Source organism: Exiguobacterium aurantiacum, assembly GCF_024362205.1.
Lineage (GTDB): Bacteria > Bacillota > Bacilli > Exiguobacteriales > Exiguobacteriaceae > Exiguobacterium > Exiguobacterium aurantiacum_B.
In genome coordinates this window covers 2,198,378-2,223,903 of record NZ_CP101462.1, presented here as the reverse complement: position 1 = coordinate 2,223,903, position 25,526 = coordinate 2,198,378, and the positions used below count along the sequence as shown (strand labels likewise).

General features: G+C 52.1%; 31 protein-coding genes. 22 read left to right on the top strand and 9 right to left on the bottom strand.

The features are described from left to right. The first annotated feature begins 7 nt into the window (after nucleotides 1–7). Both NMQ00_RS11565 and NMQ00_RS11560 read left to right on the top strand, forming a co-directional pair. Nucleotides 8–304: a nucleoside phosphorylase-I family protein gene (locus tag NMQ00_RS11565; protein ID WP_255176804.1), complete on the top strand. Its 297-nt coding sequence runs from the start codon at nucleotides 8–10 to the stop codon at nucleotides 302–304. A gap of 18 nt (nucleotides 305–322) precedes the next feature. Beyond that, nucleotides 323–679: a nucleoside phosphorylase-I family protein gene (locus tag NMQ00_RS11560; protein ID WP_255176803.1), complete on the top strand. Its 357-nt coding sequence runs from the start codon at nucleotides 323–325 to the stop codon at nucleotides 677–679. Between the two features lie 48 nt (nucleotides 680–727). Here the strand turns inward: NMQ00_RS11560 and NMQ00_RS11555 are convergent, their stop codons facing one another. Then, a complete protein-coding gene (locus NMQ00_RS11555) occupies nucleotides 728–1,540 on the bottom strand; it encodes a Cof-type HAD-IIB family hydrolase (protein ID WP_215190339.1) in 813 nt (270 codons plus the stop codon). Nucleotides 1,541–1,704: 164 nt separating this feature from the next. Here NMQ00_RS11555 and NMQ00_RS11550 point away from each other — a divergent pair, with 164 nt between their 5' ends. The 11 genes from NMQ00_RS11550 (at nucleotide 1,705) to NMQ00_RS11500 (ending at nucleotide 8,445) form a co-directional block, all read left to right on the top strand. Beyond that, on the top strand, nucleotides 1,705–1,899 hold the full coding sequence (locus NMQ00_RS11550; RefSeq protein WP_021066656.1) for a YjzD family protein: 195 nt from the start codon (nucleotides 1,705–1,707) through the stop codon (nucleotides 1,897–1,899). 66 nt (nucleotides 1,900–1,965) lie between these two features. Further along, the gene (locus tag NMQ00_RS11545) at nucleotides 1,966–2,385 is read left to right on the top strand and encodes a thioredoxin family protein (RefSeq protein WP_255176802.1); all 420 of its coding nucleotides are present in this window, start codon (nucleotides 1,966–1,968) and stop codon (nucleotides 2,383–2,385) included. Then, on the top strand, nucleotides 2,382–3,164 hold the full coding sequence (locus NMQ00_RS11540; protein ID WP_255176801.1) for a phosphatidylserine decarboxylase: 783 nt from the start codon (nucleotides 2,382–2,384) through the stop codon (nucleotides 3,162–3,164). The genes NMQ00_RS11545 and NMQ00_RS11540 overlap by 4 nt, the downstream gene beginning before the upstream one ends. Nucleotides 3,165–3,291: 127 nt before the next feature. Continuing rightward, nucleotides 3,292–3,918, top strand: a complete 627-nt coding sequence (locus tag NMQ00_RS11535) for a YqeG family HAD IIIA-type phosphatase (RefSeq protein ID WP_255176800.1) — start codon at nucleotides 3,292–3,294, stop codon at nucleotides 3,916–3,918. A gap of 134 nt (nucleotides 3,919–4,052) precedes the next feature. Next, on the top strand, nucleotides 4,053–5,165 hold the full coding sequence (yqeH, locus tag NMQ00_RS11530) for a ribosome biogenesis GTPase YqeH (RefSeq protein WP_131437558.1): 1,113 nt from the start codon (nucleotides 4,053–4,055) through the stop codon (nucleotides 5,163–5,165). Further along, nucleotides 5,162–5,947, top strand: a complete 786-nt coding sequence (aroE, locus tag NMQ00_RS11525; RefSeq protein ID WP_255176799.1) for a shikimate dehydrogenase — start codon at nucleotides 5,162–5,164, stop codon at nucleotides 5,945–5,947. Before yqeH ends, aroE begins: the two co-directional genes overlap by 4 nt. Nucleotides 5,948–5,952: 5 nt before the next feature. After that, nucleotides 5,953–6,249: a ribosome assembly RNA-binding protein YhbY gene (gene yhbY / locus NMQ00_RS11520; RefSeq protein ID WP_255176798.1), complete on the top strand. Its 297-nt coding sequence runs from the start codon at nucleotides 5,953–5,955 to the stop codon at nucleotides 6,247–6,249. After that, complete coding sequence (locus NMQ00_RS11515; protein WP_255176797.1) at nucleotides 6,246–6,815, top strand: nicotinate-nucleotide adenylyltransferase; 570 nt, start codon at nucleotides 6,246–6,248, stop codon at nucleotides 6,813–6,815. Before yhbY ends, NMQ00_RS11515 begins: the two co-directional genes overlap by 4 nt. Next, nucleotides 6,805–7,362 carry a bis(5'-nucleosyl)-tetraphosphatase (symmetrical) YqeK gene (gene yqeK, locus NMQ00_RS11510; protein ID WP_255176796.1) on the top strand — a complete coding sequence of 186 codons (558 nt, stop codon included), beginning with the start codon at nucleotides 6,805–6,807 and terminating at the stop codon, nucleotides 7,360–7,362. Before NMQ00_RS11515 ends, yqeK begins: the two co-directional genes overlap by 11 nt. A gap of 10 nt (nucleotides 7,363–7,372) precedes the next feature. Further along, complete coding sequence (rsfS, locus tag NMQ00_RS11505; RefSeq protein ID WP_255176795.1) at nucleotides 7,373–7,720, top strand: ribosome silencing factor; 348 nt, start codon at nucleotides 7,373–7,375, stop codon at nucleotides 7,718–7,720. Next, nucleotides 7,720–8,445 (top strand): class I SAM-dependent DNA methyltransferase, encoded by a 726-nt coding sequence (locus NMQ00_RS11500; protein WP_255176794.1) that lies wholly within the window; start codon nucleotides 7,720–7,722, stop codon nucleotides 8,443–8,445. Before rsfS ends, NMQ00_RS11500 begins: the two co-directional genes overlap by 1 nt. Before the next feature lie 42 nt (nucleotides 8,446–8,487). On the opposite strand, the gene NMQ00_RS11495 is transcribed toward NMQ00_RS11500, so the two are convergent. Continuing rightward, entirely contained in the window at nucleotides 8,488–8,901 is a 414-nt protein-coding gene (locus NMQ00_RS11495; RefSeq protein WP_255176793.1) for a VOC family protein, read from the bottom strand. 154 nt (nucleotides 8,902–9,055) lie between these two features. On the opposite strand from NMQ00_RS11495, the gene NMQ00_RS11490 reads away from it, so the two are divergent. The 4 genes from NMQ00_RS11490 to NMQ00_RS16390 all read left to right on the top strand — a co-directional run bounded on the left by NMQ00_RS11490 (nucleotide 9,056) and on the right by NMQ00_RS16390 (nucleotide 12,606). Further along, complete coding sequence (locus NMQ00_RS11490; protein WP_255176792.1) at nucleotides 9,056–9,637, top strand: DUF2238 domain-containing protein; 582 nt, start codon at nucleotides 9,056–9,058, stop codon at nucleotides 9,635–9,637. A gap of 110 nt (nucleotides 9,638–9,747) precedes the next feature. Then, entirely contained in the window at nucleotides 9,748–11,217 is a 1,470-nt protein-coding gene (locus NMQ00_RS11485) for a catalase (protein ID WP_255176791.1), read from the top strand. Between the two features lie 132 nt (nucleotides 11,218–11,349). Beyond that, a complete protein-coding gene (nfsA, locus tag NMQ00_RS11480; RefSeq protein WP_255176790.1) occupies nucleotides 11,350–12,102 on the top strand; it encodes an oxygen-insensitive NADPH nitroreductase in 753 nt (250 codons plus the stop codon). A 24-nt stretch (nucleotides 12,103–12,126) separates the two neighbouring features. Then, entirely contained in the window at nucleotides 12,127–12,606 is a 480-nt protein-coding gene (locus tag NMQ00_RS16390; RefSeq protein ID WP_369696446.1) for a YrvL family regulatory protein, read from the top strand. Nucleotides 12,607–12,669: 63 nt separating this feature from the next. On the opposite strand, the gene NMQ00_RS11475 is transcribed toward NMQ00_RS16390, so the two are convergent. The 3 genes from NMQ00_RS11475 to NMQ00_RS11465 form a co-directional block, all read right to left on the bottom strand. Beyond that, entirely contained in the window at nucleotides 12,670–13,791 is a 1,122-nt protein-coding gene (locus tag NMQ00_RS11475) for a TlpA disulfide reductase family protein (protein WP_255176789.1), read from the bottom strand. Between the two features lie 63 nt (nucleotides 13,792–13,854). Beyond that, nucleotides 13,855–15,255: an MBL fold metallo-hydrolase gene (locus tag NMQ00_RS11470; RefSeq protein ID WP_255176788.1), complete on the bottom strand. Its 1,401-nt coding sequence runs from the start codon at nucleotides 15,253–15,255 to the stop codon at nucleotides 13,855–13,857. Between the two features lie 69 nt (nucleotides 15,256–15,324). Continuing rightward, entirely contained in the window at nucleotides 15,325–15,621 is a 297-nt protein-coding gene (locus NMQ00_RS11465) for a rhodanese-like domain-containing protein (protein ID WP_029595926.1), read from the bottom strand. A 113-nt stretch (nucleotides 15,622–15,734) separates the two neighbouring features. Between NMQ00_RS11465 and NMQ00_RS11460 the strand changes: the two genes are divergently transcribed. The 4 genes from NMQ00_RS11460 (at nucleotide 15,735) to NMQ00_RS11445 (ending at nucleotide 19,744) form a co-directional block, all read left to right on the top strand. Then, nucleotides 15,735–16,106, top strand: a complete 372-nt coding sequence (locus NMQ00_RS11460; protein WP_255176787.1) for a rhodanese-like domain-containing protein — start codon at nucleotides 15,735–15,737, stop codon at nucleotides 16,104–16,106. A 42-nt stretch (nucleotides 16,107–16,148) separates the two neighbouring features. Beyond that, complete coding sequence (locus tag NMQ00_RS11455) at nucleotides 16,149–16,928, top strand: sulfite exporter TauE/SafE family protein (RefSeq protein WP_255176786.1); 780 nt, start codon at nucleotides 16,149–16,151, stop codon at nucleotides 16,926–16,928. Between the two features lie 191 nt (nucleotides 16,929–17,119). Beyond that, nucleotides 17,120–19,027 carry an LTA synthase family protein gene (locus NMQ00_RS11450; protein WP_255176785.1) on the top strand — a complete coding sequence of 636 codons (1,908 nt, stop codon included), beginning with the start codon at nucleotides 17,120–17,122 and terminating at the stop codon, nucleotides 19,025–19,027. A gap of 102 nt (nucleotides 19,028–19,129) precedes the next feature. Continuing rightward, nucleotides 19,130–19,744, top strand: coding sequence for a class I SAM-dependent methyltransferase (locus tag NMQ00_RS11445; protein WP_255176784.1), 615 nt, complete (start codon nucleotides 19,130–19,132; stop codon nucleotides 19,742–19,744). 20 nt (nucleotides 19,745–19,764) lie between these two features. Here the strand turns inward: NMQ00_RS11445 and NMQ00_RS11440 are convergent, their stop codons facing one another. From NMQ00_RS11440 to NMQ00_RS11425, 4 genes are all read right to left on the bottom strand, one after another. Next, nucleotides 19,765–19,959: a hypothetical protein gene (locus NMQ00_RS11440; protein ID WP_034776662.1), complete on the bottom strand. Its 195-nt coding sequence runs from the start codon at nucleotides 19,957–19,959 to the stop codon at nucleotides 19,765–19,767. Between the two features lie 104 nt (nucleotides 19,960–20,063). Then, complete coding sequence (locus NMQ00_RS11435; protein ID WP_255176783.1) at nucleotides 20,064–20,612, bottom strand: cysteine hydrolase family protein; 549 nt, start codon at nucleotides 20,610–20,612, stop codon at nucleotides 20,064–20,066. 64 nt (nucleotides 20,613–20,676) lie between these two features. Further along, nucleotides 20,677–21,414, bottom strand: a complete 738-nt coding sequence (locus NMQ00_RS11430) for an ABC transporter permease (RefSeq protein WP_255176782.1) — start codon at nucleotides 21,412–21,414, stop codon at nucleotides 20,677–20,679. Further along, complete coding sequence (locus NMQ00_RS11425; RefSeq protein WP_255176781.1) at nucleotides 21,392–22,330, bottom strand: ABC transporter ATP-binding protein; 939 nt, start codon at nucleotides 22,328–22,330, stop codon at nucleotides 21,392–21,394. Before NMQ00_RS11425 ends, NMQ00_RS11430 begins: the two co-directional genes overlap by 23 nt. A gap of 334 nt (nucleotides 22,331–22,664) precedes the next feature. Here NMQ00_RS11425 and NMQ00_RS11420 point away from each other — a divergent pair, with 334 nt between their 5' ends. Beyond that, complete coding sequence (locus NMQ00_RS11420; protein ID WP_255176780.1) at nucleotides 22,665–25,511, top strand: 2-oxoglutarate dehydrogenase E1 component; 2,847 nt, start codon at nucleotides 22,665–22,667, stop codon at nucleotides 25,509–25,511. The last annotated feature ends 15 nt before the right edge of the window (nucleotides 25,512–25,526 follow it).

Sequence of the window (25,526 nt, the reverse complement as noted above, 5' to 3'; positions counted from 1 at the left end):
ACGTGTGATGATTGGAGTCAGCATTGCGACAAAATGGGAATATGACGCGACATTGGACTACTATGACGTCAAAGCGGATGAGCGGTTCAGTTACCCGTATGGCGAGTATTTCAGGAGGACGCTTGATGATGCCGAGCTCGTTTTCTACAGTACCGGTGTGCGGAAAGCGAACGGGGTCGGTGCCAATCAATATATGATGTCTTGCTTCAATCTAACGAAAGTGATTGTCGTTGGAACGTGCGCCGGAATCGACGATACATACACTGACTTGGATATCTTTTTGCCGCATTGCGCCGTTCAATAAGATTGTACGGTCAAAGAAGTGGAGCCGCTCATCAAGCCATCGTTCATCGTCGACATTGAACTGGCGAACTACGGGGACGATTTTTTGACCGGTACCATTGCGACGGCAGATCGAGCGGTCGTGATGTGGAACGACTATTTGGAACTGAAGGAACACGACATCACCATCGCGGATACGGAAGCGGGCGCGATCGCGTACATCTGCAATAAAAATGATGTTGAATGCATCATTATCAAAGGAATCTCAGACTTTCCGACGGATGAACGCGCCGCGAATCCAGTCGACTCGAACGTGGAGCAAATCAATGTGTATATCGCGAACACGCCGAAAGTCATGACCAAGATTTTTGACGACTATCTAATGCGTTTTGTTTAATTGTATGTTAGAGCAAAAACTCCCGCTGAACGCTCAGCAGGAGTTTTATTATGCTTTGATGCCAAGTTTTTCTTCGAGGTAGATGGCGATGCCGTCTTCCATGTTCGACGCGGTCACTTCGTCCGCGACCGCTTTCAACTGGCTGATGGCGTTGCCCATCGCGACGCCGGTGCCGACGTAGTCGAGCATCTCGAGGTCGTTCTCTTCGTCGCCAAACGCGATGATGTTTTTACGGTTGATGCCGAGATGTTTCGACACTTCGCGCAATCCGAGCGCCTTCGACGTGTTCTGGCTCATGACTTCGATCATATGCTCCGGCATGCGCCATTGACGGTTCAACACGGCCTCGGCGTGGACTTTGTTCAAACGAGCACGGACATTGTCGACGTGCTCTTTCGTGGCATGGATGAGGAGCGAGGTCGGCTCTTCCTGCAAGTGTTTGAGCAAGTTGCCCGACGTGACGCTGAGCGCACGCTCGGCGTATGGGCTATAAAACTCTTGCGGGTCTTTATGGAAGTAGACGTGGTCGGTCACTTCGACGACGATGTTGTGCGCTTTCGTGTCCGAAACTTCTTCGATAATCTCGTGCGCGGTCTTGAGCGGAATCGGCCGGTGTGTCACTTCGTAAGATGGGTCTTTCGGGTGATGGACGAGCGCCCCGTTGAAGTTGATGAGCGGTGTCGTCAAGCCGAGCTCTTCATAATACATGATCGAGTGGCGTTGTGGGCGTCCGGTCGCGATCATGACTTCATGGCCGGCCTCACGGGCGGCTTGAAGCGCGCGCACGTTGCGCTCACTGATCGTCTTGTCGTCGCGCAACAACGTTCCATCTAAATCGACTGCGATTAAATAACGTGACATAAAGGGTTCCTCTTTTCTACGAATGCTTATTTCTCAAACCGTACCATATTTCCCGTTTCGACGGAAAGAATATACAATCGAGGTCGCACATTTTACGGTAACAATGCTATACTAAGGTCGTATGAATTTTTCATGAATCATCTGTGAGATGGAGGGGACTATCGATGCGTTACTTAGTCACATTGTTCTGGGCGATCTTGCTTTCGAATACAGCAATCTTTATCATTTCTGCTGTCGATGGCGTGACGTTCAACGCGATGCTCGCGACATTCTTTGGCGTCGTCATCACGATCTTTATTGTACTCTTGGACACGCTTAACCAAGACATGGGGATTAGCGACGTCGCACAAGAGAAGTAAGACGTCTACAACCAAGCTGGCTCACATCCGAGTCAGTTCTTTTTATATTAGTAGGAGGAATCGAATATGAAAAACAGTGCCAAACGGGCGAATTTCATTACGTTCGCCATCATCGGAGTCATCATCGTCATCGGTCTCGGCTTATTGTTCTTCTTGAACAACGCGAACGAAGAGACGGGCGTCAATGCCGTCACGGCTGACGAGTTAGAGACGAAGATCTCAGAAGAAGAGGAAGTCGTCGTCTACTTCTGGCAGACAGGCTGCGAATATTGTGAGCAAGTCAAACCGTACGTCGAACCGCTCGTCGAAGAGTATGACGCCGTGTCGATCAACTTGGCCGACCATAACGTCTGGACGACTTACGGCATCAACGGGACACCGACGATGATTCGTTTCCAAGACGGAAAAGAAGTCGGACGTGTCGAAGGGGCCGTCTCGGAGCAACAATACGAAACGTTCTTTAAAAACGAGGAGGGCACACAGTGATCAAAAGCCGCTTATATCAAACTTTATTTGAGTTGAACGCGACCCCGGTCATTGCCAAACGACTCCGTGCCTTCGCTGAATCGCCAGCGAGTCGGACCTTCATCCCTTCGTTTGCGAAAACGTATCAAATCAATCTTGATGAAGCGGCGGAACCGATCGAGGCTTATCCGAGCCTGCACGCCTTTTTCACGCGTCACTTGAAAGACGGGGTCCGGCCGATTGATGCGAGCCTGGACTCGATCGTATCGCCATGTGACGGAAAATTATCGATCGTGGGCGATATCACGGACGACAGCCGGTTCGAGGTGAAAGGGCAGTCGTACACGCTCGCCGAACTACTCGGCTCGCAACAAGAAGCGAGACGTTACGCCGGTGGTACGGTCTGTGTCCTTTATTTGAGCCCGCGCGACTATCATCGTGTCCACGTTCCGCTCGCCGGACGTGTGCTCAGCCATTACGAGCTCGGGGATCGCTCGGCTCCAGTTAACGACATCGGCTTGACGGAGACGGTTCGTCCGCTCTCTCGCAACTATCGCCGCGTCACGCGCTTTGAGACGGCGGCCGGGCTATACGAGCACATCATGGTCGGGGCCTTGAACGTCAACACGATCGAATGGACGCTCAACGGCGACCGCGCCTCCAAAGGGGAAGAGGTCGGATACTTCTCGTTCGGTTCGACCGTCATCCTTTGTTTCGAGAAAGGCCGCGTCACGATCGACCCGACAAAAATCGGTCCGGTCCGACTCGGAGAAGTCATCGGAACGATGCAAAACGATTGATTTTAAAAACTTTTTCAGGCCGACCGAACGATACACTAGTCGTTTGGTCGGTTTTCGTTTACCATAGAAGGGATATCACTACATGTATAGTAGTTGAATCGCTTTAGCTAATTGGAGGAATTTAAACGTGTTTAATCGACTTTATCCGAAACAGTTCGTCGCGTCAGTATTTGACATCGACCTTGAAGAATTGAAAGACCGTGGGGTACGCGTCATTTTGACGGACCTTGATAATACACTCGTGGCCTGGGACGTCCCGCACGCACCAGAGCTTCTTTTGCTATGGCTTGAAAAAGTGAAATCACACGGACTCGATGTCATCGTCGTCTCGAATAACAACGAGAACCGCGTACGTACGTTCACGGAACCGCTCGGCCTTCACTATGTGGCACGTGCGAAAAAGCCGTTGCCGTCTGGATTCAAACAGGCGCTCGCAAAATATGGCTATTCGACAAGAGAAGCCATCTTCTTAGGCGATCAATTGTTCACGGACGTACTCGGTGCCAACATGGCCGGGATTCACGTCATCCACGTGCAACCGGTCGTCAAGACGGACGGACTCGTCACGAAGTTCAATCGCATGCTTGAAAAAGTCGTGTTCGCCCATATGAAACGTCGCGGGAAGTACGTGTTGATCACGAAAAAAGTTGAGGAAATCGCCGTCGATGCGAAGCGCGCCAAAGTGGCGGTCGCTGAGAAAATCGGTGAGGCGATGCACTCGCGTTCCGAAGATTCACATAAAAAAGATGAATAAGGACCTCGAACGCACAGGAAGAAGGAGGCTGTCCATGTACGGCGCGTAAGGCGTCGGAATTAACGCTTCAGGAGTAGCGGCGAGGCGCTACGGTGAATGAAGAAGAGGCAACTCAAATGACAGCAGACAACACTATGGAAGAAACAAAACGTTATTGCGCCGGTTGCGGTGTCGCCATTCAAACGGAAGACCCGACCGGTGTCGGTTATGCACCAAAATCAGCACTCGATCGCGAGATCGTCATTTGCCAACGTTGCTTCAAATTGAAGCACTACAACCAAATTCAAGATGTCGAATTGACAGATGACGACTTCTTGCGCATCTTGAACGGCATCAGCGCGAAAGAAGCGCTCGTCATCAAAATCGTCGATATCTTCGACTTCAACGGCAGCTGGTTGCCAGGGCTTCAGCGCTCGGTCGGCACGAACCCTGTCCTCTTGGTCGGAAACAAGGTCGACTTGTTGCCGAAGTCGGTCAACCCGAACCGGATGGCCAACTGGATGAAGGCCGAAGCGAAAGAACTCGGTTTGAACCCAATCGATGTCCATTTGATCAGTGCGAAAAAAGGTCACGGCATCGATGAGCTCGCCGAAAAGATCGAATATTACCGGAAAGGTAAGGACGTTTATGTCGTCGGTTGTACGAACGTCGGGAAGTCGACGCTCATCAACCAAGTCATCAAGCGTTTCGGTGCAGAAGACGAGGCCATCATCACGGTCAGTCATTTCCCGGGAACGACGCTCGATTTGATTGACATCCCGCTCGACGACGATGCGAATTTGTACGACACGCCGGGAATCATCAACCGTCATCAAATGGCGCATTATGTCGATGCGAAAGATTTGAAGACGATCACCCCGAAAAAAGAGATCAAGCCGCACGTGTTCCAGTTGAACCCGCAGCAGACGCTCTTCTTCGGTGGACTCGCCCGTCTCGACTATATGGAGGGCAACAAGCGCTCGTTCGTTGTCTACATGTCGAACGAGTTAAAGACGCACCGGACGAAGCTCGACAAAGCAGATGAACTATACGAAAACCATATCGGTAAGATGCTCAACCCGCCGAACGAGAAGACATTGCAACTGTTGCCTCCGCTCGTGCGTCACGAGTTCAGTCTCCGTGACGGCGTCAAGACAGACATCGTCTTCAGCGGACTCGGTTGGGTCGCAATTCACGGAAAAGGTGGACGCATCGCCGCGTGGGCACCAAAAGGAGTTGCCGTCACATTGCGTGAGGCGCTCGTATGAGACTGGCCGTCATCGGTCACCCGATTGCTCATTCGCTCTCTCCCGTCCTGCACGAGCAGTGGCTGAGCGCGTCTGGGCTTTTCGGGCGCTATGAGGCGCTCGACGTCACCTCGGACGAACTCGCGGACTTGTTTCAACAGATGCGTGACGGCGTCTGGGACGGCTTCAACGTCACGATCCCGTATAAAGAGGCCGTCATCCCGTACCTTGACGCGCTCGATCAAGCGGCTGAAGCCGCCGGTGCCGTCAACACGGTATATAAGCGGGACGGGAAGCTGGTCGGGACGAACACGGACGGTGCCGGCCTCGTCGCCGCACTCGACCGCTGGACCGATTGGACGGGGCATGTGCTCGTCATCGGTGCTGGAGGGGCAGCGCGCGGGATCATCAGCGCCTTGCCGACCCGGGCCGTCACGGTCACGAACCGGACGATGGAGCGGGCAGAGCGTCTCGCGGACGCGTTCGGCATCGAAGCGCAGACGCTCTCGGATGTCGATATTGCACGCTATGATGTCATCATCCAGACGACATCGGTCGGCATGGACGGCGTTGATTCGCCACGATCGTTAAAAGGTTTACGACAAAACACCGTCGTTTGTGATATCATATATCGTCCACTCGTCACACCGTTTTTAAAGGAAGCCGCCAAAGCAGACGCGAAAATCGTCAACGGAACTGCCATGTTCGTCGGACAAGGCGCTCTGGCGTTTGAATATTGGACAGGTGTGAGACCGGATCAACTTGTCGGAATGAAGTTAATTGAAAGCTTATTGGAGGAATAAATAGTATGTTATCAGGTAAACAAAAACGCTTTTTACGTGCTGAAGCACACCACCTTTCGCCGATTTACCAAGTCGGGAAAAATGGAGTCAGCGAAGCGATGTGCAAAGACATTATCGACGCACTCGAAAAACGTGAGCTCTTGAAAGTTCAAGTACTTCAAAACTGTGCCGATACGCCGAAAGACGTAGCCGGAGAATTGGCTGAAGGCACGAAAGCCGAAGTCGTTCAAGTCATCGGAAAAGTCATCGTCTTGTACAAACAGGCGACTGAGAAAGAAAATCGCCAAATCAAACTCCCATGAGCCGCATCGGCCTGATGGGAGGCACGTTCGACCCGCCGCACCTCGGTCACTTGTTGATCGCCGAGCAGGCGCGTGAACAGCTCGATCTCGATGAGGTCTGGTTTTTGCCGGCGGCAATTCCGCCCCACAAGGCGGGTTTCAGCCCGGCTGAGGACCGGATCGAGATGACACGGCGGGCAATCGCGGATCAAGCCGATTTTAAGCTGAGTTTGATCGAGTTTGAACGCGACGAACCGTCCTATACGGTCGAGACGATGAGACGGTTGCGGGACTTGTATTCGGAGCACACGTTCTTCTTCTTGATCGGGGCGGACTCGCTCGAATCGCTCGAGAAGTGGTACGATTACGACACGCTCGTCACCCTCGTCACGTTCGGTGCCGTTGCGCGTCCGGGTAGCCGGTACCGCATCCCGAAGCAGGCAGATGTGCGCACGATCGATATGCCACAACTCGAGATCTCATCGACCGATATCAGGGAGCGGGCGAGACGAGACAAGTCCATCAAGTATCTCGTCCCACGCGATGTCGAAACTTATATCAAGGAGCGCGACTTGTATGACGTATGAGGAAGCACAATCATTGATTGAGGCGACATTGCCGGAGAAACGCTATATCCACACGCTCGGTGTCGTCGAGACGGCAGACCGGTTGGCCCGCTTGTATGGGGTCGATATAGAGCAGGCACGTCTTGCGGCGATGTTGCATGACTATGCGAAATACTTCGACGCGGACATGATGCGCCAAGTCGTCATCGAGGAGAACCTCGACCCGAGCTTGCTAGAGTTCGATGACGAACTGCTGCATGCGCCGGTCGGGGCCATCCTGTTAGACCGGGCGTATGACCTCGACCCGGCCGTCGTATCGGCCATCAAAAACCATACGACCGGGGAACCGGGCATGTCACGGCTCGACCAAATTTTGTTCGTCGCGGACGCGATCGAGCCGAATCGGTCGTATCCGGGCGTCGACACGTTGCGTGACCTCGCGGACCGTTCGCTTGAAGCGGCCGTCGTCGCGACGTTGCGTCAGACAATCGACTATTTATTGAAGAAGTCGGTGCGAATCTTTCCACTGACGATTGAGACGTATAACCATTTTGTGAAAACACCCTAGGAGGTACAGTATGACTGTAAAAGAAGAATTAGAATTGATCGTGAAGGCCGCTGACGATAAGCGTGCCGAAGAAATCGTCGTCCTCGACATGGAAGGCATCTCACCAGTCGCAGATTACTTCGTTATCTGCCACGGTAACTCAGAGAAGCAAGTCCAAGCGATCGCACGCGAAATCAAAGACGTGGCCGGCGAACATGAGCTCCCGCTCCACAAATTCGAAGGCATGGACTCGGCACGTTGGGTACTCGCTGACCTCGAAAACGTTGTCGTCCACATCTTCCATCGCGACGACCGCGACTACTACAACCTTGAAAAATTGTGGGCAGATGCGCCACACGTTGAAGTGGAAGTCGGCTAATGGCGTACGAAGGGTTCGCCTACGTCTACGATGAGTTAATGAAAGATGCCCCGTACGAGGACTGGGTCGCCTTCGTGCATCGCCATGTCGAAGACGGTGCATCGCTTGCTGACGTCGGATGCGGGACGGGCTCGGCGACAATTCGCTTGGCGGAGCATTACGAGACAATCGGGCTCGACTTATCCGAGTCGATGCTCGAAGTCGCCCAAGAGAAAGCGCTCGAGGCAGGCATCACGCTTCCGCTCTGGCAACAGGATATGCGAGAGCTTGAATTGCCACACCCGGTCGACGCCGTGACGATCCTTTGCGACTCGCTTTGCTATCTCGAGGACGAGGCCGATGTCATCGACACGTTCGAGGCGGTATACGAACAATTGAAACCGGGCGGCATGTTCATCTTTGATGTACATTCGCCGAACAAGATGCAGACGCTCTTCAATCAGAAGACGTACGCCTCGAACGGAGAAGATTGCTCGTACATCTGGTTCGCCGACCCGGGCGAGGCGCCGCTCTCGGTCGTTCACGACTTGACGTTCTTTGTCGCGCTCGAAGATGGCACGTATGAGCGTGTCGAAGAGACGCACGAGCAGCGGACGTATGAGCCGGGACAGTATATGCAGTGGCTCATCGGGGCCGGCTTCCATGTGAAATCGGTCACCGCTGACTTCACGGATCAGGCTCCAGGCCCGAACGCAGAACGAATCTTTTTTGTCGCCCAGAAATAAACGAGACCCCATCGCGGATTTGCGATGGGGTCTTTGTCATGGTCACGCCTCGTGACTGAACTGCCACTGGACACCAAACCGATCTTCGACCATGCCGTACGCCTTGCTCCAAAACGTCTCTTGGAGCGGCATGAGGACACGGCCGCCGTCAGATAGAGCCACGAATTCCCGACGGATCGCGTCGAGGTCGTCTGTCACGACGGCGAGCGTGATGTTCTGCCCGAACGTGACCGGACCGTCCGGCATCGCATCCGAAAACATGAGCGATGTGCCATGAACGCTCAGACGAGCGTGGAGGACAAGGTCGGCCATCTCGTCTGGGACCGGTTCGCCGTCCGGTCCCGGCTGGGCCGCGAACGTCATGATGTCTGGGGCAGGCTCGGCGAAGACGTCGGCATAAAACAAGATGGCGTCGTGACAATCGCCGTTGAAATTGAGATAAGGGTTAATCGGCATGAGATTTCCTCCTTGAAGCGTTTTTTTCAGTATGGAACATATGCCCGTTAGAAGAATCCGACAAAAGCACGAATTTTCGGCCAGTGTTGTTGAAACGCTTGCTGAAACGGGAATGGGGTAGGTGAGACATTCTTACGAAGGAAGGCGCAAAAAGATGAAACTGACACGAGGACGTCTATTGGAATTCGGGTTCGTGTTGTTCATGGCAATCATTCTCGTCACGTCAATTATCGAAGGAGAGTGGTTCGACGCGAGCGTCGCCGGTGCGGGGATCGTGTCGGGATTGATCCCGTTCATCCTCGAGAAGACGTTCAAGACCGAGTTCGACGCCAAGATGAAAGTCGCCTATATCTTGTTTTTGTTCGCGTCGCAATACTTGGGCTCGATTGTCGGATTATATTCGAATGGCTGGTGGGACACGTTTCTGCACGTGTTGAGCGGCGTCTTCCTCGCGTTTCTCGGCTTTGACTTTTTGACACGGCTCGATGAAGACATCCGACTCGAGATGCCGAAACGCTTCGTCTTTGTCTATATCGTTGTCTTCTCGATGGCCGGGGCGGCGCTGTGGGAGATGTATGAATTCACGTCGGACTTGGTGTTGAACACGACGATGCAAGGGAACGGGAATGATGACACGATGGTCGATATCGTCGCGGGATCACTCGGGGGCATTATCGCGGCCTTGCTTGTGACCGAGATTCACCGAAAAGAACAGCACAAGAAACGTAAAAACTGAAAGCGATTTTAAAAACGCCCGAGTTTTACTCGAGCGTTTTATTTGTAATAATTATTATCTTTTAATATTATTAATCTTGTAATAATGATTATTAAGAGGAGGCTATATTAATGGATCAACACCGTCATCTAACTACTAACCAAGGCGTTCCAATCGGGGACAACGCCAACTCCATCACAGCGGGTCGCCGCGGCCCGACGCTTCTCGAAGATTATCAGTTAATTGAGAAACTCGCCCACTTTGACCGTGAGCGCGTGCCGGAACGGGTCGTTCATGCCCGGGGTGCCGGAGCCCACGGTGTCTTCAAAGTTAAAAATAGCATGAAACGATATACAAAAGCCAAATTTTTGCAGGAAGAAGGACAAGAGACACCAATCTTCGCCCGCTTCTCAACCGTTATTCATGGCCTCGGCTCACCGGAGACGCTTCGTGACCCACGTGGATTCTCGGTCAAATTTTATACAGAAGAAGGAAACTACGACTTCGTTGGAAACAACTTGCCTGTCTTCTTCATCCGTGACGCCATCAAATTCCCAGACGTGATCCACTCGCTCAAACCAGACCCACGCACGAACCTGCAAGACCCGGACCGTTTCTTCGACTTCATGTCGCTCACACCGGAATCGACGAGCATGCTCATCCACTTGTTCAGCGATGAAGGAATTCCAGCCTCATACCGTCATATGCGCGGTTCATCGGTCCACTCGTTCAAATGGGTCAACGAATACGGAAACACGGTGTACATAAAACTCCGTTGGGTCCCGAAACAAGGTGTTAAAAACTTGTCGATGGATGAAGCGGCGAAAGTACAAGCCGAAGACTTCAACCATGCGACACGCGACTTGTTCAACGCCATCGAAGAAGGCGACTTCCCGGAGTGGGACCTCTACGTCCAAATCCTCGATCCGGCCGATATGGACAACTTCGACTTCGACCCGCTCGACGCGACGAAAGACTGGTTCGAAGACGTCATTCCGTATCAGCTCGTCGGGACGATGAGACTCAACAAGAACGTCGACAACTACTTCGCCGAGACGGAATCGGTCGGCTTCAACCCGGGCGTGCTCGTTCCTGGGATCCAACCGTCTGAAGACAAGATGCTCCAAGGCCGCTTGTTCTCCTATTCGGACACGCAACGTTACCGCATCGGGGCGAACTATCTTCAACTTCCGATCAACTGCCCGTTTGCACAAGTATCGAACAACCAACGTGACGGGGCGATGCCGTTCAAACAACAGACGAGCCCGGTCAACTATGAACCGAACCGCTATGAGGACGCACCGAAACCGGACGCGGCTTATATCGAGACGGAACAACCGCTCTCAGGCGTAGCCGGACGTCAAAAAATCGAGAAGACGAACGACTTCGGTCAAGCGGGCGAAGTGTACCGTCGTTACTCGGAAGAAGAGAAGACGGCGCTCGTGAACAACTTGGTGGCGCACATTAAAGAAGTCCGCCATGAGAATACGGTGCTGCTCTTGATTTGTAACTTCTACCGGGCCGACCGTGACCTCGGCGCGCGTCTCTCGAAAGAATTGAATGTCGATATCACGCCGTTCTTGAGTCAAGTGACGGAATAAATTATTCCAACAGAGATGCATAAATGCATCTCTGTTTTTGTTTGCATTCTCATAAGGATGAGAGTTGGCTGAACCTCAAAAATTGTCCCGAGCCCTTCCATATGCCAAGATAAGAAAAAGGGGGGATGCTACATGAACCAAGTTATCGACACACTACTGAATCACCGCTCCGTCCGTTCATTCACGGATGAGACGTTGACCGACGAACAAATCAGACTCATCGTCGAGAGTGCCCAGCGCGCTTCGACGTCAAGCTTCATCCAAGCCTATTCCATCATCGGGGTGACCGACCCGGAGAAGAAAGCACGGCTAGCCGAGATCGCCGGTAACCAGCAATACGTCATCGACAACGGTCACTTCTTCGTCTTCTGCGCCGACCTGTATCGACATGAGTTGATCGGGGAACTGCGGGAAGCCGAAGTGAACGCGACGCTCGAGACGGACGAGAAGTTGCTCGTAGCGGTCATCGATGCCGCGCTCGCTTCGCAAAATGCCGTCGTGGCCGCCGAATCGATGGGCCTCGGCATTTGTTACATCGGTGGGATTCGCAATGATATGTTCGCCGTGAAGGAACTGCTCGGACTGCCGGAGCGGGTTTTGCCGCTATTCGGACTTGCCGTCGGTGTCCCGGAACATGTCGAAGGGCAGAAACCGCGTCTCCCGCTCGAACATATTTATCACGAGAACACGTACGTCGCAGACGCCGAGCAACTGAAACAAGAACTCGATGCGTATGATGCGACGATTCACGATTACTACGCGGCACGCGGGTCGAACCAACGAAGTGACACGTGGACAGGACAGATGGGACGGATGTTGTCGAAACCGACCCGGCTCGATGTAAAGGACTTCCTAAAGACACAAGGTTATTTAAAGCAAAACTAAGAACCGCGCAGGCGGTTTTTAGTTTTGACACGCCGTCTAAGCAGAAGGGGGTTAATCACGATTAAAAGAATCAAACCCTTATTGATTTGTACGATGATTGTTTCCATCATATTGATTGTGTTTACATCTCTTGAATTTTTTATCTTGAAGATACTTGGTCTACAGTATGAATCGTTGCGGAGTCTATTACTCTTCTTCATCGTATATGGAATTTCAGAGATTCCGACCAACTTGTTTCTATCTTCCTTCTTGAAGGCGTTGACGAGTCTCGATATCATCCAATCACATACAGGGGTGTTAGCCTTGTTCTTTCAGATCGCTAGTCCATTCCTCATATTAAACCTCATTGATAGCTTGATGACATCTGTGTCGATTTCTCAACTGGGAATCCTTCTGTTCTCTCTTGTCACCGGTCTAGTAGGGTGGTTATCCATGCAACAAGACTCACAACCTCCAAAACGAGGATCGAAAGAATTTGAAGCTTACGAAAAAAAGACGAGTTGAATTACCGGCGAGACAAATAAAGGAGCGGCTATTCTCAATCGAGAGAAAGTCGCTCCTTTATTTTCAGTTTGTCTGCGCTTTGAGCCAGGCGTGGTCGATCGCGCCGAACTGCTTGGCGACGATGATTCCATTTTCATCGAGGACGTACGTCGTCGGCATCGCTTGGATCCGATAGGCGTTTCCGACAATCCCTTCCTCGTCATAGACGACCTTGAACGCATCTTCATATGGGGCGACGAACGTCCGCGCATCCTCGACATCTCGTTCGCTCGTCGTCGTATTGACGGCGACGATGGTCACATCGTCTTGTTCACGGGCAAACTTGGCCATGTCCGGCATCTCCGCCCGGCATGGCGGGCACCATGACGCCCAGAAGTTGACGACGATCCGTTCGCCGCGTAACTCACTCAAGTTGAAAGTCGTCCCATCCGTTCGCTTCAATTCAAAGTTTGGCGGGACTTGACCGATATTCAATCCAGTCTGGGACGAGTCGGCCTCGAGCCGTGGTGTCTCGTCCGGTAAGCTCGCGTTGATGACGGCGAGCACGACGATGAGACCGAGTCCATATTGGACCGCCTTTTGAGATGGCCGCGCTACATATGTGGCGACGGCGATTAGAAAAAAGAACGGAATGAGCCACCACAACTTGAACGTATCGGTCACAAGCGACCCGACCGACCAAATCGCTATGGCACCGACCACGGTCCAAAGCAGCGCCCCGAGCGTCGGTATCCGCATCCAGCGCCACGTCGCGATGAGCAGCAAGGAGATGAGGACGGCCATATAGAGATGGAGCGGTTGCGGCGATGAAAGCAGCGGGAGCATCCCATATTTCGGGACGACGAGCGTCATCGCAAACCAAAGGAACAAGGCCGAGAACAACCAATAGCCGCGAAGGTGAGCATCAAGCCGGTAGACGAAGAATGCAATCACACCAGCGGCGATGAGGAGTGACCACGTGCCTCCGGTCGCATAAAGGGAGAAGGCCAAACTACCGGTCGACGCGAGACCGAGGACGATCGCGCTCCCTTTCCAAGCGAGAAAGCCGGCAAACCATGTGCCGAGGACGGCGTCGCGTTCTTTTTCCGACAAGCCGATTTTTTTGAAACCGATGTAGAGAATGAGCAGGCTGGCCATCATAGCCAGTAAATCGAGTCGAACGTTCAATGGACCGATGGCGATCAAACAATCCCTCCTAGAGAAAAAGCGCCCAGACGAGTGGGCGCTTTCTTTGTTTGTAGTATAGCATTAGCCGATTTGTTCTGCATTGAGGACGGTCTTCATCGCACCGTAGCCACCGAGGATGTTTTGGATATCCTTGTAGCCGAGTGATTGTAGTACACTCGCAGCCATCCGTGAACGGACGCCTGACGCACAGTGAACGGCAATCGTTTGATCTGTCGGAAGACCTTCATGGTCGCGTGCCAGTTTACCGAGTAGGATACGTTCGGCTTTCTCGTAGTGGCTCGCGTTCCATTCTGTCGCATTCCGGACGTCGAGAACGAAGACGTCACCTTTTTCAGCAGACTCGATCGCTTGTTCCGCTGTCACGTCCGTGTACGTTTCCGTCAATAGCTCTTGACCGAGCTCTTCGACTGGGACGACAAAGCGGAGACGATCGAGACCGATTGATTGGAAGTCCGTCTGCACTTGATCGACGTCTTCCGCGCTCGCGATGAGCGTGATGTCTTTGTCAAAGTTGACGAGCCAGCCGGCCCATGAGACGAATTTCGTGTTGTATGGGATGTTGATTGTGCCTGGGACGTGTCCTTTGGCAAACTCTTCCCCTTTACGCGTATCGACGACTTGTGTCTCTTCGACGAGCGTGTCGAGGCGGTCCGAGCCGACGACTTCCGGACGAGCGATCATGTTCGTCACTTGGATGCCTTCTTTGTTCACTTTTTTCATCATCGCGAAGTAGTTCGGCGGTTCTGGCTGGTCCGTCGTCAACTCTTTGATGAACGCATCTTTGTCTGTCATTTGAAGCGCCCAGTTCGTCGCTTTTTCGTAGCCGACCGTCGATGTCGGGATGGCGCCGAGCGCTTTCCCGCAAGCACTTCCGGCACCATGGCCCGGCCAAACTTGAACGAAGTCAGGAAGATTTTTGAACTTCTTGAGTGAGTCGAACATTTGCTCGGCACCGATGGCTGTCGTTCCTTTCACACCGGCTGCTTCTTCGAGCAGGTCAGGACGACCGATGTCGCCGACGAAAACGAAGTCGCCTGTGAAGATCCCCATTGGTTGTGTCTGGTTCCGGTCGTAAAGCAAGAACGAGATATGTTCTGGCGTGTGACCTGGTGTGTGCATGACTTCGAGTGTGACGTTACCGACTTTGAACGTGTCGCCATCTTTGACGAGTTTTGAGTCGATGTCTTTCGCGAACGCATATTTCCATGACGCGTCGCCTTCGTCTGATAGGTAAGCCGTTGAACCGGTACGTTTCGCAAGCTCGAGTGAACCTGAGACGAAGTCGGCATGGATGTGAGTCTCAGCCGTCGCGACGATTTTCATGCCTTCTTTTTCAGCTTCTTGAAGATACGGTGTGATGTTGCGGGCCGGGTCGATGACGACGGCTTCGCCGGTCATTTGGCAACCGACCATGTAAGATGCTTGTGCTAATTTTTGATCATAGAAATAACGTAATAACATGTAAAGTACCCCCTAAGATTAATTGACTGTAAACGAATGTGGTTGTTGAGATTTATATATAGAAGATTGTTAGACTGTTTCGCCCGTCCAGCTCATCATGCCGCCATCGACGTTGATGACATCGAAGCCGAGTGAATCGAGGTAAGCCGAAGCGTTCATGCTTCGTCCGCCTGCTGCACAGATGACGTGAATCGGTTTCGAACGATCGAGCTCATCGACTTTCGCACCGAATTCAGAGAGGGGAACGTTTTTCGCTTGCTTGATGTGCCCACCTGCAAATTCGTCTGTCTCCCGAACGTCAATCAAATTGAGCGTCTCATCAGATTGAAGCAACGTTTCTAGTTCAGTTGTCGAAATGGTTTTCATGAGTCATTGATCTCCTTTGTGATTGTAGAATTTTTGAAGTGAGTTTCTTTCGTTGTTTTTAATATACCCCCTGAGGTATACTGAATGCAAGAAAAAGAATCGGAGGTCGAAAATTGAAGAAATTAATGCTGATTTTATCGATTTTGGTGCTGACGACGATCGGAATCGTTCTTTTCACGTCCGAAGAGAGTGAAATCACAAAAATTGACGTTGAAACACTACAAAACAGATTGGAAAACGAAGAAATAACCTTGTTAGACGTCCGAGAAGTGGATGAATACGAGGGGGGGCATATCGAAGGAGCGGTGAACGCACCACTTTCTTCATTAAATGAAACCGAACTACCTTATCCGAAAGATGAACCGATCTATGTCATCTGCCGGAGCGGAAATCGAAGTGCCCAAGCAGCACAACTGTTGAAACAACGTGGCTACACTGAAATTTATGATGTTTCGGGCGGTATGATTGCCTGGGAACAAAAATAAAAACTTACTTATTATATATGGTAGGGAATTGGAGGAGTTATGATGGAATTTGGATTTATCATCACCATCTTTTTGATCGGCTTTATCGGGTCGTTCATTTCAGGGATGGTCGGAATTGGCGGATCGATTATTAAATATCCGATGTTGTTGTATATTCCACCGCTCCTCGGCTTCGCGGCGTTCAGCGCCCATGAAGTATCGGGGATTAGCGCGATTCAAGTCTTCTTCGCGACGATTGGCGGAATTTACGCATACCGGAAGGGCGGTTATTTGAACAAACAGCTCATCTTGTATATGGGTGTCGCCGTCTTGATCGGGAGTTTCATCGGCGGCTACGGCTCGACGCTCTTGTCTGAGAACTTGATTAACGTCGTTTATGCCGTGCTCGCGACCATTGCGACAATCATGATGTTCTTACCGAAAAAGAATGTTGAGGATGTTCCGCTCGACCAAGTCACATTCAATAAAGTGATCGCATCGAGTTCGGCGTTCATCGTCGGAGTGGCAGCAGGGATCGTCGGGGCAGCGGGAGCATTCATCTTGATGCCGATCATGCTCGTCGTGCTCCGGATTCCGACGAAGATGGCAATCGCGAGTTCGCTCGCTATCACGTTCATCTCGTCAATCGGCTCGACGGCCGGGAAAATCATCACCGACCAAATTGTGTGGGAACCAGCCGTCATCATGATTATCGCCAGTTTGATTGCGGCTCCAATCGGCGCGAACGTCGGCAAGAACATGAAAACGAAATCGCTGCAAATGATTTTGGCGCTCCTCATCTTAGCGAGCACAGTTAAAATTTGGATGGACATCATCGGTTAATCGAATTACTGTTAAATGGCTACCGAGGCGACTCGGTAGTCATTTTTTTGTAAACCTTGCAATGGAATTGTTAAGTTTATGTATAGTTGTAAACGTCAATTAGTTGAATTGAGGTCACAGGAACGTTAAAATATAGGTTATACGTCTAAAAAATGAACCTTTAACTTGAATTCCATACAAGGAGTGTTTACATGAATTACACGAATCAACCGAAAGGACGGATGGACCGATTCCGCCAAGCGGCGCTCGAGTCGTTCAAGACACATCGTCTGTTCTGGATGTTCACCATCCTGTTATGGACGAAGTCGCTGATTGCGTATCAGTTCTTCTTCAATATACCGGCCGAGAACGCGGTCCAGGCATTCATCCTCATCATCAATCCGCTCAGCTTCACGCTGTTCCTGTTCGCTTTCAGCTTCTTCTTCGGGGGGAATAAGCGGAAGTGGGCGTTGTACAGTTTGTATCTCGTCTCCTCGCTCATCTTGTTCGCGGATACGACCTACTACCGTGAGTTCACGGACTTCTTGACCGTACCGGTCTTGTTCCAGTCGTCGAACATGGAGACGCTCTCGTCGTCATTCCTCTCGCTTCTCGAATGGAAAGACTTGCTCTTGTTAGGTGATCTCGTCGTACTTCCATTCCTGTTATGGAAGATGAAAGAGACGAGCCAGGCATCACAGCGTCGCGTCTTGATCACATTCACGGCAGCGGCCGCCATGTTTGGATTCAACCTCGTCCTCGCTGAAACGGAGCGCCCAGAGTTACTCACGCGCTCGTTCGACCGAGAACTGTTGGTTAAAAACTTAGGAACGTTCAATTTCCACGTCTACGACGCCATGCTTCAAACGAAGACATCGGCGCAAAAAGCGCTCGCAGACGGATCTGAACTGGATGAAGTCGAGAACTTCACGCGTCAGAACTATGCGGCCCCCGACCCTGAAATGTTTGGGAAGTATAAAGGCAAGAACGTCATCGTCGTCTCGTTCGAGTCGGCTCAGAACTTCACGCACAACATGAAAGCCTCGAACGGCGAGTACATCACGCCGAACTTGAACGAATTAATCGAAGAGTCGCACTACTGGCCGAACTATTACCACACGACCGGCCAAGGGAAGACGTCGGATGCCGAGTTCGCACTCGATAACTCGCTCTACGGTCTCTCACGTGGCGGTGTCTACTTCACGAACGCCGATAACGAGTACAATGCGCTACCGGAAGTCATCAAAGAAGACAACTACTATTCGGCCGTGTTCCACGCCAACAATAAATCGTTCTGGAACCGTGACCAGATGTATCAAAACATCGGTGTCGACAAGTTCTATGACGAAGCCAGTTATGACCTCGGCAATCCTGAGGACATGACGGAGTGGGGGTTACTCGACGACGAGTTCTTCCTCCAATCGATCCCGATGCTTGAAGAGCTACCGGAACCGTACTATGCGAAGTTCCTTACGCTCACGAACCACTTCCCGTACACGATGCCGAGCGAGAAGCATGAGCTCGTCCCGAAATTCGAGACGAACTCGACGACGCTCAACAACTTCCCGCAAGCACTCGCTTATCAGGACTATGCCCTCGGCTTGTTCATCGATGAGTTGAAGGCGAACGGCACATGGGATGACACGATCTTCATCGTCTATGGTGACCATTACGGCATCTCGACGAACCATAACGCCGCCATGGCCGACCTGCTTGGAAAAGACGAGTTGACGCCATATGATGTCGCTAAACTTCAAGCGGTCCCGTTCGCGATTCACTTGCCGGGACAAGACAAGGGTGAAGTGCATGAGACGATCGGGAGTCATGTCGACATGAACCCGACGATTCAGCACTTGCTCGGAATCGACACGTCGGAACAGGTCGGCTTCGGGAACGACTTGTTCTCGAAAGAGCATTATGACCGCGCCATCTTCCGCGATGGAACGGTCGTGACGCAAGACCACCTCTTCACGCAGTCGATCTGTTATGACGCCAAAACTGGCGAAGTCGCCGAAGACGGTGCAGTATGTACGCCACTTGAAGAAGAAGCGAACAAAATCCTCGAGATGAACGACCAGCTCATCTATTCGGATTTACTTCGCTTCAAGCAAGATCAATAACGAAGAGAGAAAAGGTTGGAGACAATCTTTTCTCTTTTTTTGTGGTCGTCGCGCCCTAGGAAGACTAAGATGAAAGAAGTGCAGATAACAAAAGGAGAAATTATGACATTAGACTATACGGGAGAACGGGTCATCCCAGATCGCATGGACCCACTGAACGGCTTATTGCTCGAACATATCGCGCGTTACCATTTCGCCCTGTTATACATGAACGGGCGCGTCCTCGATTTTGCGAGCGGGAGCGGGTATGGCAGTCAATTGATCGCCAAAAACTTGAAGGGGACAGTGACCGAAGTCGTTGCCGTCGACTTGTCGGAAGAGGCGACGCGCTATGCGAAAGGACGTTACCACCACCCGAACGTCAACTATATCGTAGGTGATGTCGTCGACCGGACGTTGCCGGACAAACTCGGGACGTTCGATTGCATCGTCAGCTTCGAGACGATTGAACACGTGACCAAATATGAGGCGTTCATGGCGAACGTGTGGGACTTATTGAAGCCAGGCGGCATCTTGGTGTTGTCGACACCATTCGGGCAAGGTGTGGGACAGCCGACGAATGAGCCGTTCCACGCCCATCAGTTCACGGAGGTCGAGTTCGAGGCGCTGTTCACACCGTTCACATCGACCGAGTTCTATTACCAGCGGGGCGTGCTCGTCGAACCGAAGCGGGGGACGCGCCATTATCCGATTGGCATCACGGTTGCAGTGAAATAAAAAAATCCCGATGAACGAGGTCATCGGGTAATGAAATAGTATAACAGGCCGAGCGCCACGAATGAGATCGGGAACAAAACGATATATGTCCAAGACACCATCGACCAGCTTTTCTTTTGACTGTAGTCTGACTTGTCTTTTCCGAGTCCGACCATAATCGTAAAAATGAGGGCAATCAAGCAAACGAGTAATGATAATCCGATTGTGAGATACATATTGTCACATCCTTCATTGTTTCTTCATATCTAGCATAGCTGAAAACATAACGAAAAAGCCTCTGAAATGTTGGGATTATGTGTCCAACAATCAGAGGCTTTTATCACACCTGGGTATCTTTTATATACGTCTCGGCATCATCGATAGGGATGCCAAGTGCCTCATGGATGACGGTCAAAGCGCTGTCGTTACGCTTGTCTGTCTCAGCGGCGACACAGTCGCGCGGGACATGAAGCTCATACTCACGCATATAGCCGTCATTCGCCGAGAATAGGATACAGATATCTGAGGCGACACCGGTCAAGACGAGCGATGTGACGTCAAGTTGACGCAGCAAGATGTCGAGCTGTGTTCCGTAAAACGTCGAGTGTCGCGGCTTGATGATGAAGTATTCTTTCTCTTCCGGCGCGATTCGTTTGGCGATGGCGCTGCCTCTCGAGGAATCGACGTGACGAATGATGTCCTCGGTGCTGTCTTTCCACTGCCCGAAGTTGTCGTTGCAGTAGATGACCGGCCAGTCGTTCTCTTTAAAGTGACGCTTCAGTTTCAAAATCGGGTCGACAATCGGCTCCGTGTGTCGGAACAAGTCGTCCCCACCGACGAAGTCGAAGTCGTTGAACATGTCGATGATGAGTAACGCCGTCTTTGGCATCGTGGTCCCTCCATTCAAAGAAGTCTCTGTATAGGAAGTACCACACTCGTTCAGACGTTAATCGTCATTCGGCGAACGTTTTACTGCGGAACATGAACGCCGTGATGATATAGAAGGCGACGATGTGAATCAAAACATAGAACGCCGAGAACCAAATCGTCACGTCCATCGTCTCCATGAAGCCCGGGCTTTGATAATAGATCGACAAATCCGTGTGCAAGAAGACGATCCACTTGGCGATGACTGGTTTCCATGTGATGAGAAGCCCACCAATCATCGTCGAGACGAAGTTCGCGAGCACGGTGAAGCCGATGACGACGCCGACCGATTTAAAGACGACCGAGAACATGAGCGTCAAGAAGATGACGAAGACGCCGCTCGACACACTAAGTAAGATGTTGCGGAACTGTTCGAATGTCAACTCTCCATCGAGCGTTAATGCAAAACCGTATGTGACGGCAAGGATGAACACGAACTGGGCGAGCATGATCAAAAGGGCGGCCACGAGTTTCGATAGTAAAATCCGATCGCGCGAGTATGGGCTCATGAGCAAGTGCTTCAACGTATCAAATTTCAACTCGTTCCCGATCATCTCGGCTGTGAAGACGATCGTGAAAATCCCGAGGAATGTCATCGCCGCCATCGTCGCATAGTTGACGAACGTTTCCGCGTCACCTGGGTTGTCGCCGCTCCGGACGATGAAGTACGTCAAGACGATGATCCCGGTGTACATTCCGAGTGCGACGAGCGGTTTAATCGTGCGCCGCCATTTCATGAACTCATTGGCTAGTAATGAACGCATTGTTCGTGCCTCCTTCTTTTTTCGTCAATTTCAAGAACTGTTCTTCGAGCGTCTCGTGTTTCATCCCAATCTGATAGACAGCGATGTCACGTTCGACGAGATGCTTCAACAAATGCGGGATGTCGGTTTCCGGACGCGGGACGATGAACGTCTCGGCCGATTGTTGGATGATTTTCACATCATCAAACGCGAGTGCGACGATATCGAGCGCTTCGTTCATCTGCTCGCGGCCGACTTTACAGAGGATGACGCTCTCCGTCTTGGCCTCACCGTCTCCGCCTTGGACCGACTTGATTTGACCTTGGTCGATGATGGCGAAGCGATCCGTAATCAACTCCATCTCGCTTAACAAGTGGCTCGAGATGAGGATGGCGATGCCGCGATGATCGGCCAAGTGCCGCAAATAGTTACGGAGATCGGCGATACCGGCAGGGTCGAGACCGTTCGTCGGTTCGTCGAGGATCAATACTTTCGGGTTGTGGAGCAGGGCACGGGCGATGCCGAGACGCTGTTTCATCCCGAGCGAGTATTGTTTTACTTTCATATCGAGTTTCGTCTCGAGTCCGACGAGGGCACCGAGGGCGTTCAAGTCGACTTTTTTCAAGCCAGGAATCAAGTTCATCGCATGAATCAAGTTCTCGCGGCCCGTCAAATACGGATAAAAGGCCGGATTTTCGACGATAGCACCGATGCGACTGAGCGCTTGTTGGCGTTCTGTCGAGACGTCGAATCCGTCGACGGTCACTTTACCGTGTGTCGCTGGCATGAGACCGGTGATGATGCGGATCGTCGTCGTCTTTCCGGCGCCGTTCGGGCCGAGGAAGCCAAAGATTTCTCCAGGCGTGACGTCGAAGCTGACATTCGTCAGGACGTTCGTCTGGCCCATTTTTTTGTGTACGTTTTGTACGGATAACATAGGGTCACCTTGCTTTCGTTGAGAGTATTTTCCAACTGGACTCTCTTATATACGGGCTTGATTGAAACAAGGTTTCACCTTTTTTTGAAACTGTTGAAACAAAACATCGATTTCACAATTTGTTGATAAGGAAAACTTATTGAAATAGTATGGACGAATTGTGAATTTGAAAGGGTCTTTCCATACGGAAAGGTGTAGTATGAAGAGGAGAGAAAGAGGCAAGATTTGGCTCTTTTTGCAGGTCGAATCAGATGGATGAACTGTTTCGTCCTTAATGTTAAAATGAAAGCGTTCACACATCGGACGCGCAGGAACGGATAGGGGGATTTATTCAATGGGAGAGTCGTCGAACGGTCGCGAAGCAGTGCAAGCATTTTATGGTCCAAACTTAGGCTACATCGTTGAATTGTACGAGCAGTATGTAGAAGACCCAGAATCAGTCGATGAGGAGACGCGTCAATACTTTGACGAATACGGGGCGCCGGAAACGAGCGCACCAGTCGCGCCGGCTGCATCGTTTGATTTAGAGAAAGTCGTGGCAGCGACACGATTGGTCAATGACATTCGGGCACTCGGCCATAAAGCGGCCGATATTTACCCGCTCAAAGACCATCCGCGCGAACACGGCTTGTTTGCGTTTGACCGCTACGGATTGAGTGAAGCCGACCTCGAGCAAGTACCGGCCCACTTGTTGTCGGAAGACGTGCCGAAACCGGGCGCGAACGCGCTCGAACTCGTTCGTCATTTGCTTGACGTCTATACGGGGCCGGTCGCCATCGAGCTCCGTCACTTGGACGACATGGAAGAGAAGCGTTGGATTCGCCGCCGTATCGAGCAAGGTGCACTCCAAACGAAATACTCGAAGAACGAGAAAATCGAGCTCTTCGAACGTCTAGCCGAGACAGAACTGTTCGAGTCGTTCCTTCATAAGACATACGTCGGACAAAAACGCTTCTCGATCGAAGGGCTCGACGCAATGGTGCCGCTCCTTGACGCCATGGTCGGCGGCCTCATCTCGAGTGGGTCAGAACATATCAACATCGGGATGGCCCACCGCGGACGCTTGAACGTGCTCGCGCACGTTCTCGGCAAACCGTACGAGATGATTTTCGCCGAGTTCCAGCACGCCCCGAACAAAGAGTTGATCCCATCGGAAGGGTCGATCGGCATCAACTTTGGTTGGTCCGGCGATGTGAAATATCACCTCGGTCTCGACCGCAGAGTGTTAGACGAGAAAAAAGAAGTCCGTTTGAATCTCGCCAACAACCCGAGCCATCTCGAGTTCGTCGGTTCGGTCGTCGAAGGCTATACGCGTGCAGCGCAAGACGACCGCTCGGAAAAAGGGATGGCCGTCCAACATGACGACAAAGCCGCATCGATCTTGATTCATGGGGACGCCGCGTTCCCAGGACAAGGCATCGTCGCCGAGACACTTAACATGACAAACTTGCAAGGTTATCGTACAGCCGGGACGGTCCACGTCATCGCCAACAACACGATCGGCTTCACGACCGACCCGAGCGATTCGCGCTCGACACGTTATGCGAGCGATATCGCCAAAGGCTACGAGATCCCGGTGTTCCACGTCAACGCGGACGACCCGGAAGCGTGTGTCGCTGTCGCCAAACTGTGCAGCGAATATCGCGCCAAGTTCCATAAAGACATCCTTGTTGACTTGGTCGGTTACCGCCGCTACGGTCATAACGAGATGGATGAGCCGATGAACACGAACCCGGTCCTCTATAAGGCCATCAAAGAACACAAGTCGGTCCGTCACGTCTATGCGGACGTGCTCGAAGCGGAAGGCGTCATGTCGAAAGAAGACAAAGCGACGATCGAGCAATCGATTGAAGACCGTCTCAAATCGGCCCGCGACCTCGTCCCGGCCGAAGAAGAGGATGCCGACATCATCTTGCCGGAAGCGGTCCACAAAGGTTTCCCGTTCGTCGAGACGGGCGTCGAACGTGACGTGCTCCAGCAATTGAACGACGAATTGCTCGTCTGGCCGGAAGGCTTCGGCGTGTTCCATAAGCTGCAAAAAGTACTTGACCGTCGCCGCGACGCGTTCGCGGACAACGGGAAAGTCGACTGGGGCCATGCCGAGACGCTCGCTTACGCCTCGATCATCTCGGACGGCACACCAATCCGCTTGAGCGGTCAAGATTCGGAGCGCGGCACGTTCGCGCAACGGAACATCATGTTGAACGATGTCGAGACAGGCAAGAAGTTCTCGCCGCTCCACCACTTGTCGACGGCAAACGCCTCGTTCTCGGTCCACAACAGCCCGCTCTCAGAAGGATCGGTGCTCGGTTTCGAATACGGCTATAACGTGTTCGCCCAAGACACGCTCGTCTTGTGGGAAGCACAGTATGGGGACTTCGCCAATTCGGCCCAAGTCATGTTCGACCAGTTCATTTCGGCCGGTCGCGCCAAATGGGGCCAGAAGTCAGGTCTCGTCATGCTGTTGCCGCACGGCTATGAAGGTCAAGGCCCAGAGCACTCGAGCGCCCGCATGGAGCGTTACTTGACGCTCGCCGGAGAGAAAAACTGGACGGTCGCGAACTTGTCGACGGCCGCGCAGTATTTCCACATCTTGCGTCGTCAGGCGAAGATGCTCGGCACGGAACAAGTCCGTCCGATGATCATCATGACACCGAAGAGCTTGCTTCGTCATCCGCTTGCAGCCTCATCGGTCGATGAACTATCCGACAACAGCTTCCGTCCGATCATCGAACAAACCGGTCTCGGTGAGAATTCCGAGAAAGTCGAACGTCTCGTCTTCTGTTCAGGGAAGATGGCGATCGACCTTCAAGAAGCGACGATGAAGTCAGAGGAGTCACTCGATTTCCTTCACATCATCCGCGTCGAAGAAATCTATCCGTTCCCGGTCCGTGAGATCCGTGAATTGATCAGCCGCTATCCGAACGCGAAAGAGATTGTCTGGGTCCAAGAAGAGCCGAAGAACATGGGGGCATGGACGTACATCGAGCCCCGTCTCGAAGCGGTCACATCGAACCGGTTGAACGTCCGTTACGTCGGCCGTCGCCGCCGTTCGAGCCCGGCTGAAGGAAACCCGACGGCCCATAAACAAGAGCAAGCCCGCATCATCCGTGAAGCCATCTCACGTGACGCCGTCTCGGCTGCTGCCGGCACGAGCACATACCAAAAAGATCGTAAATAAGTTAAGGGGGAACTC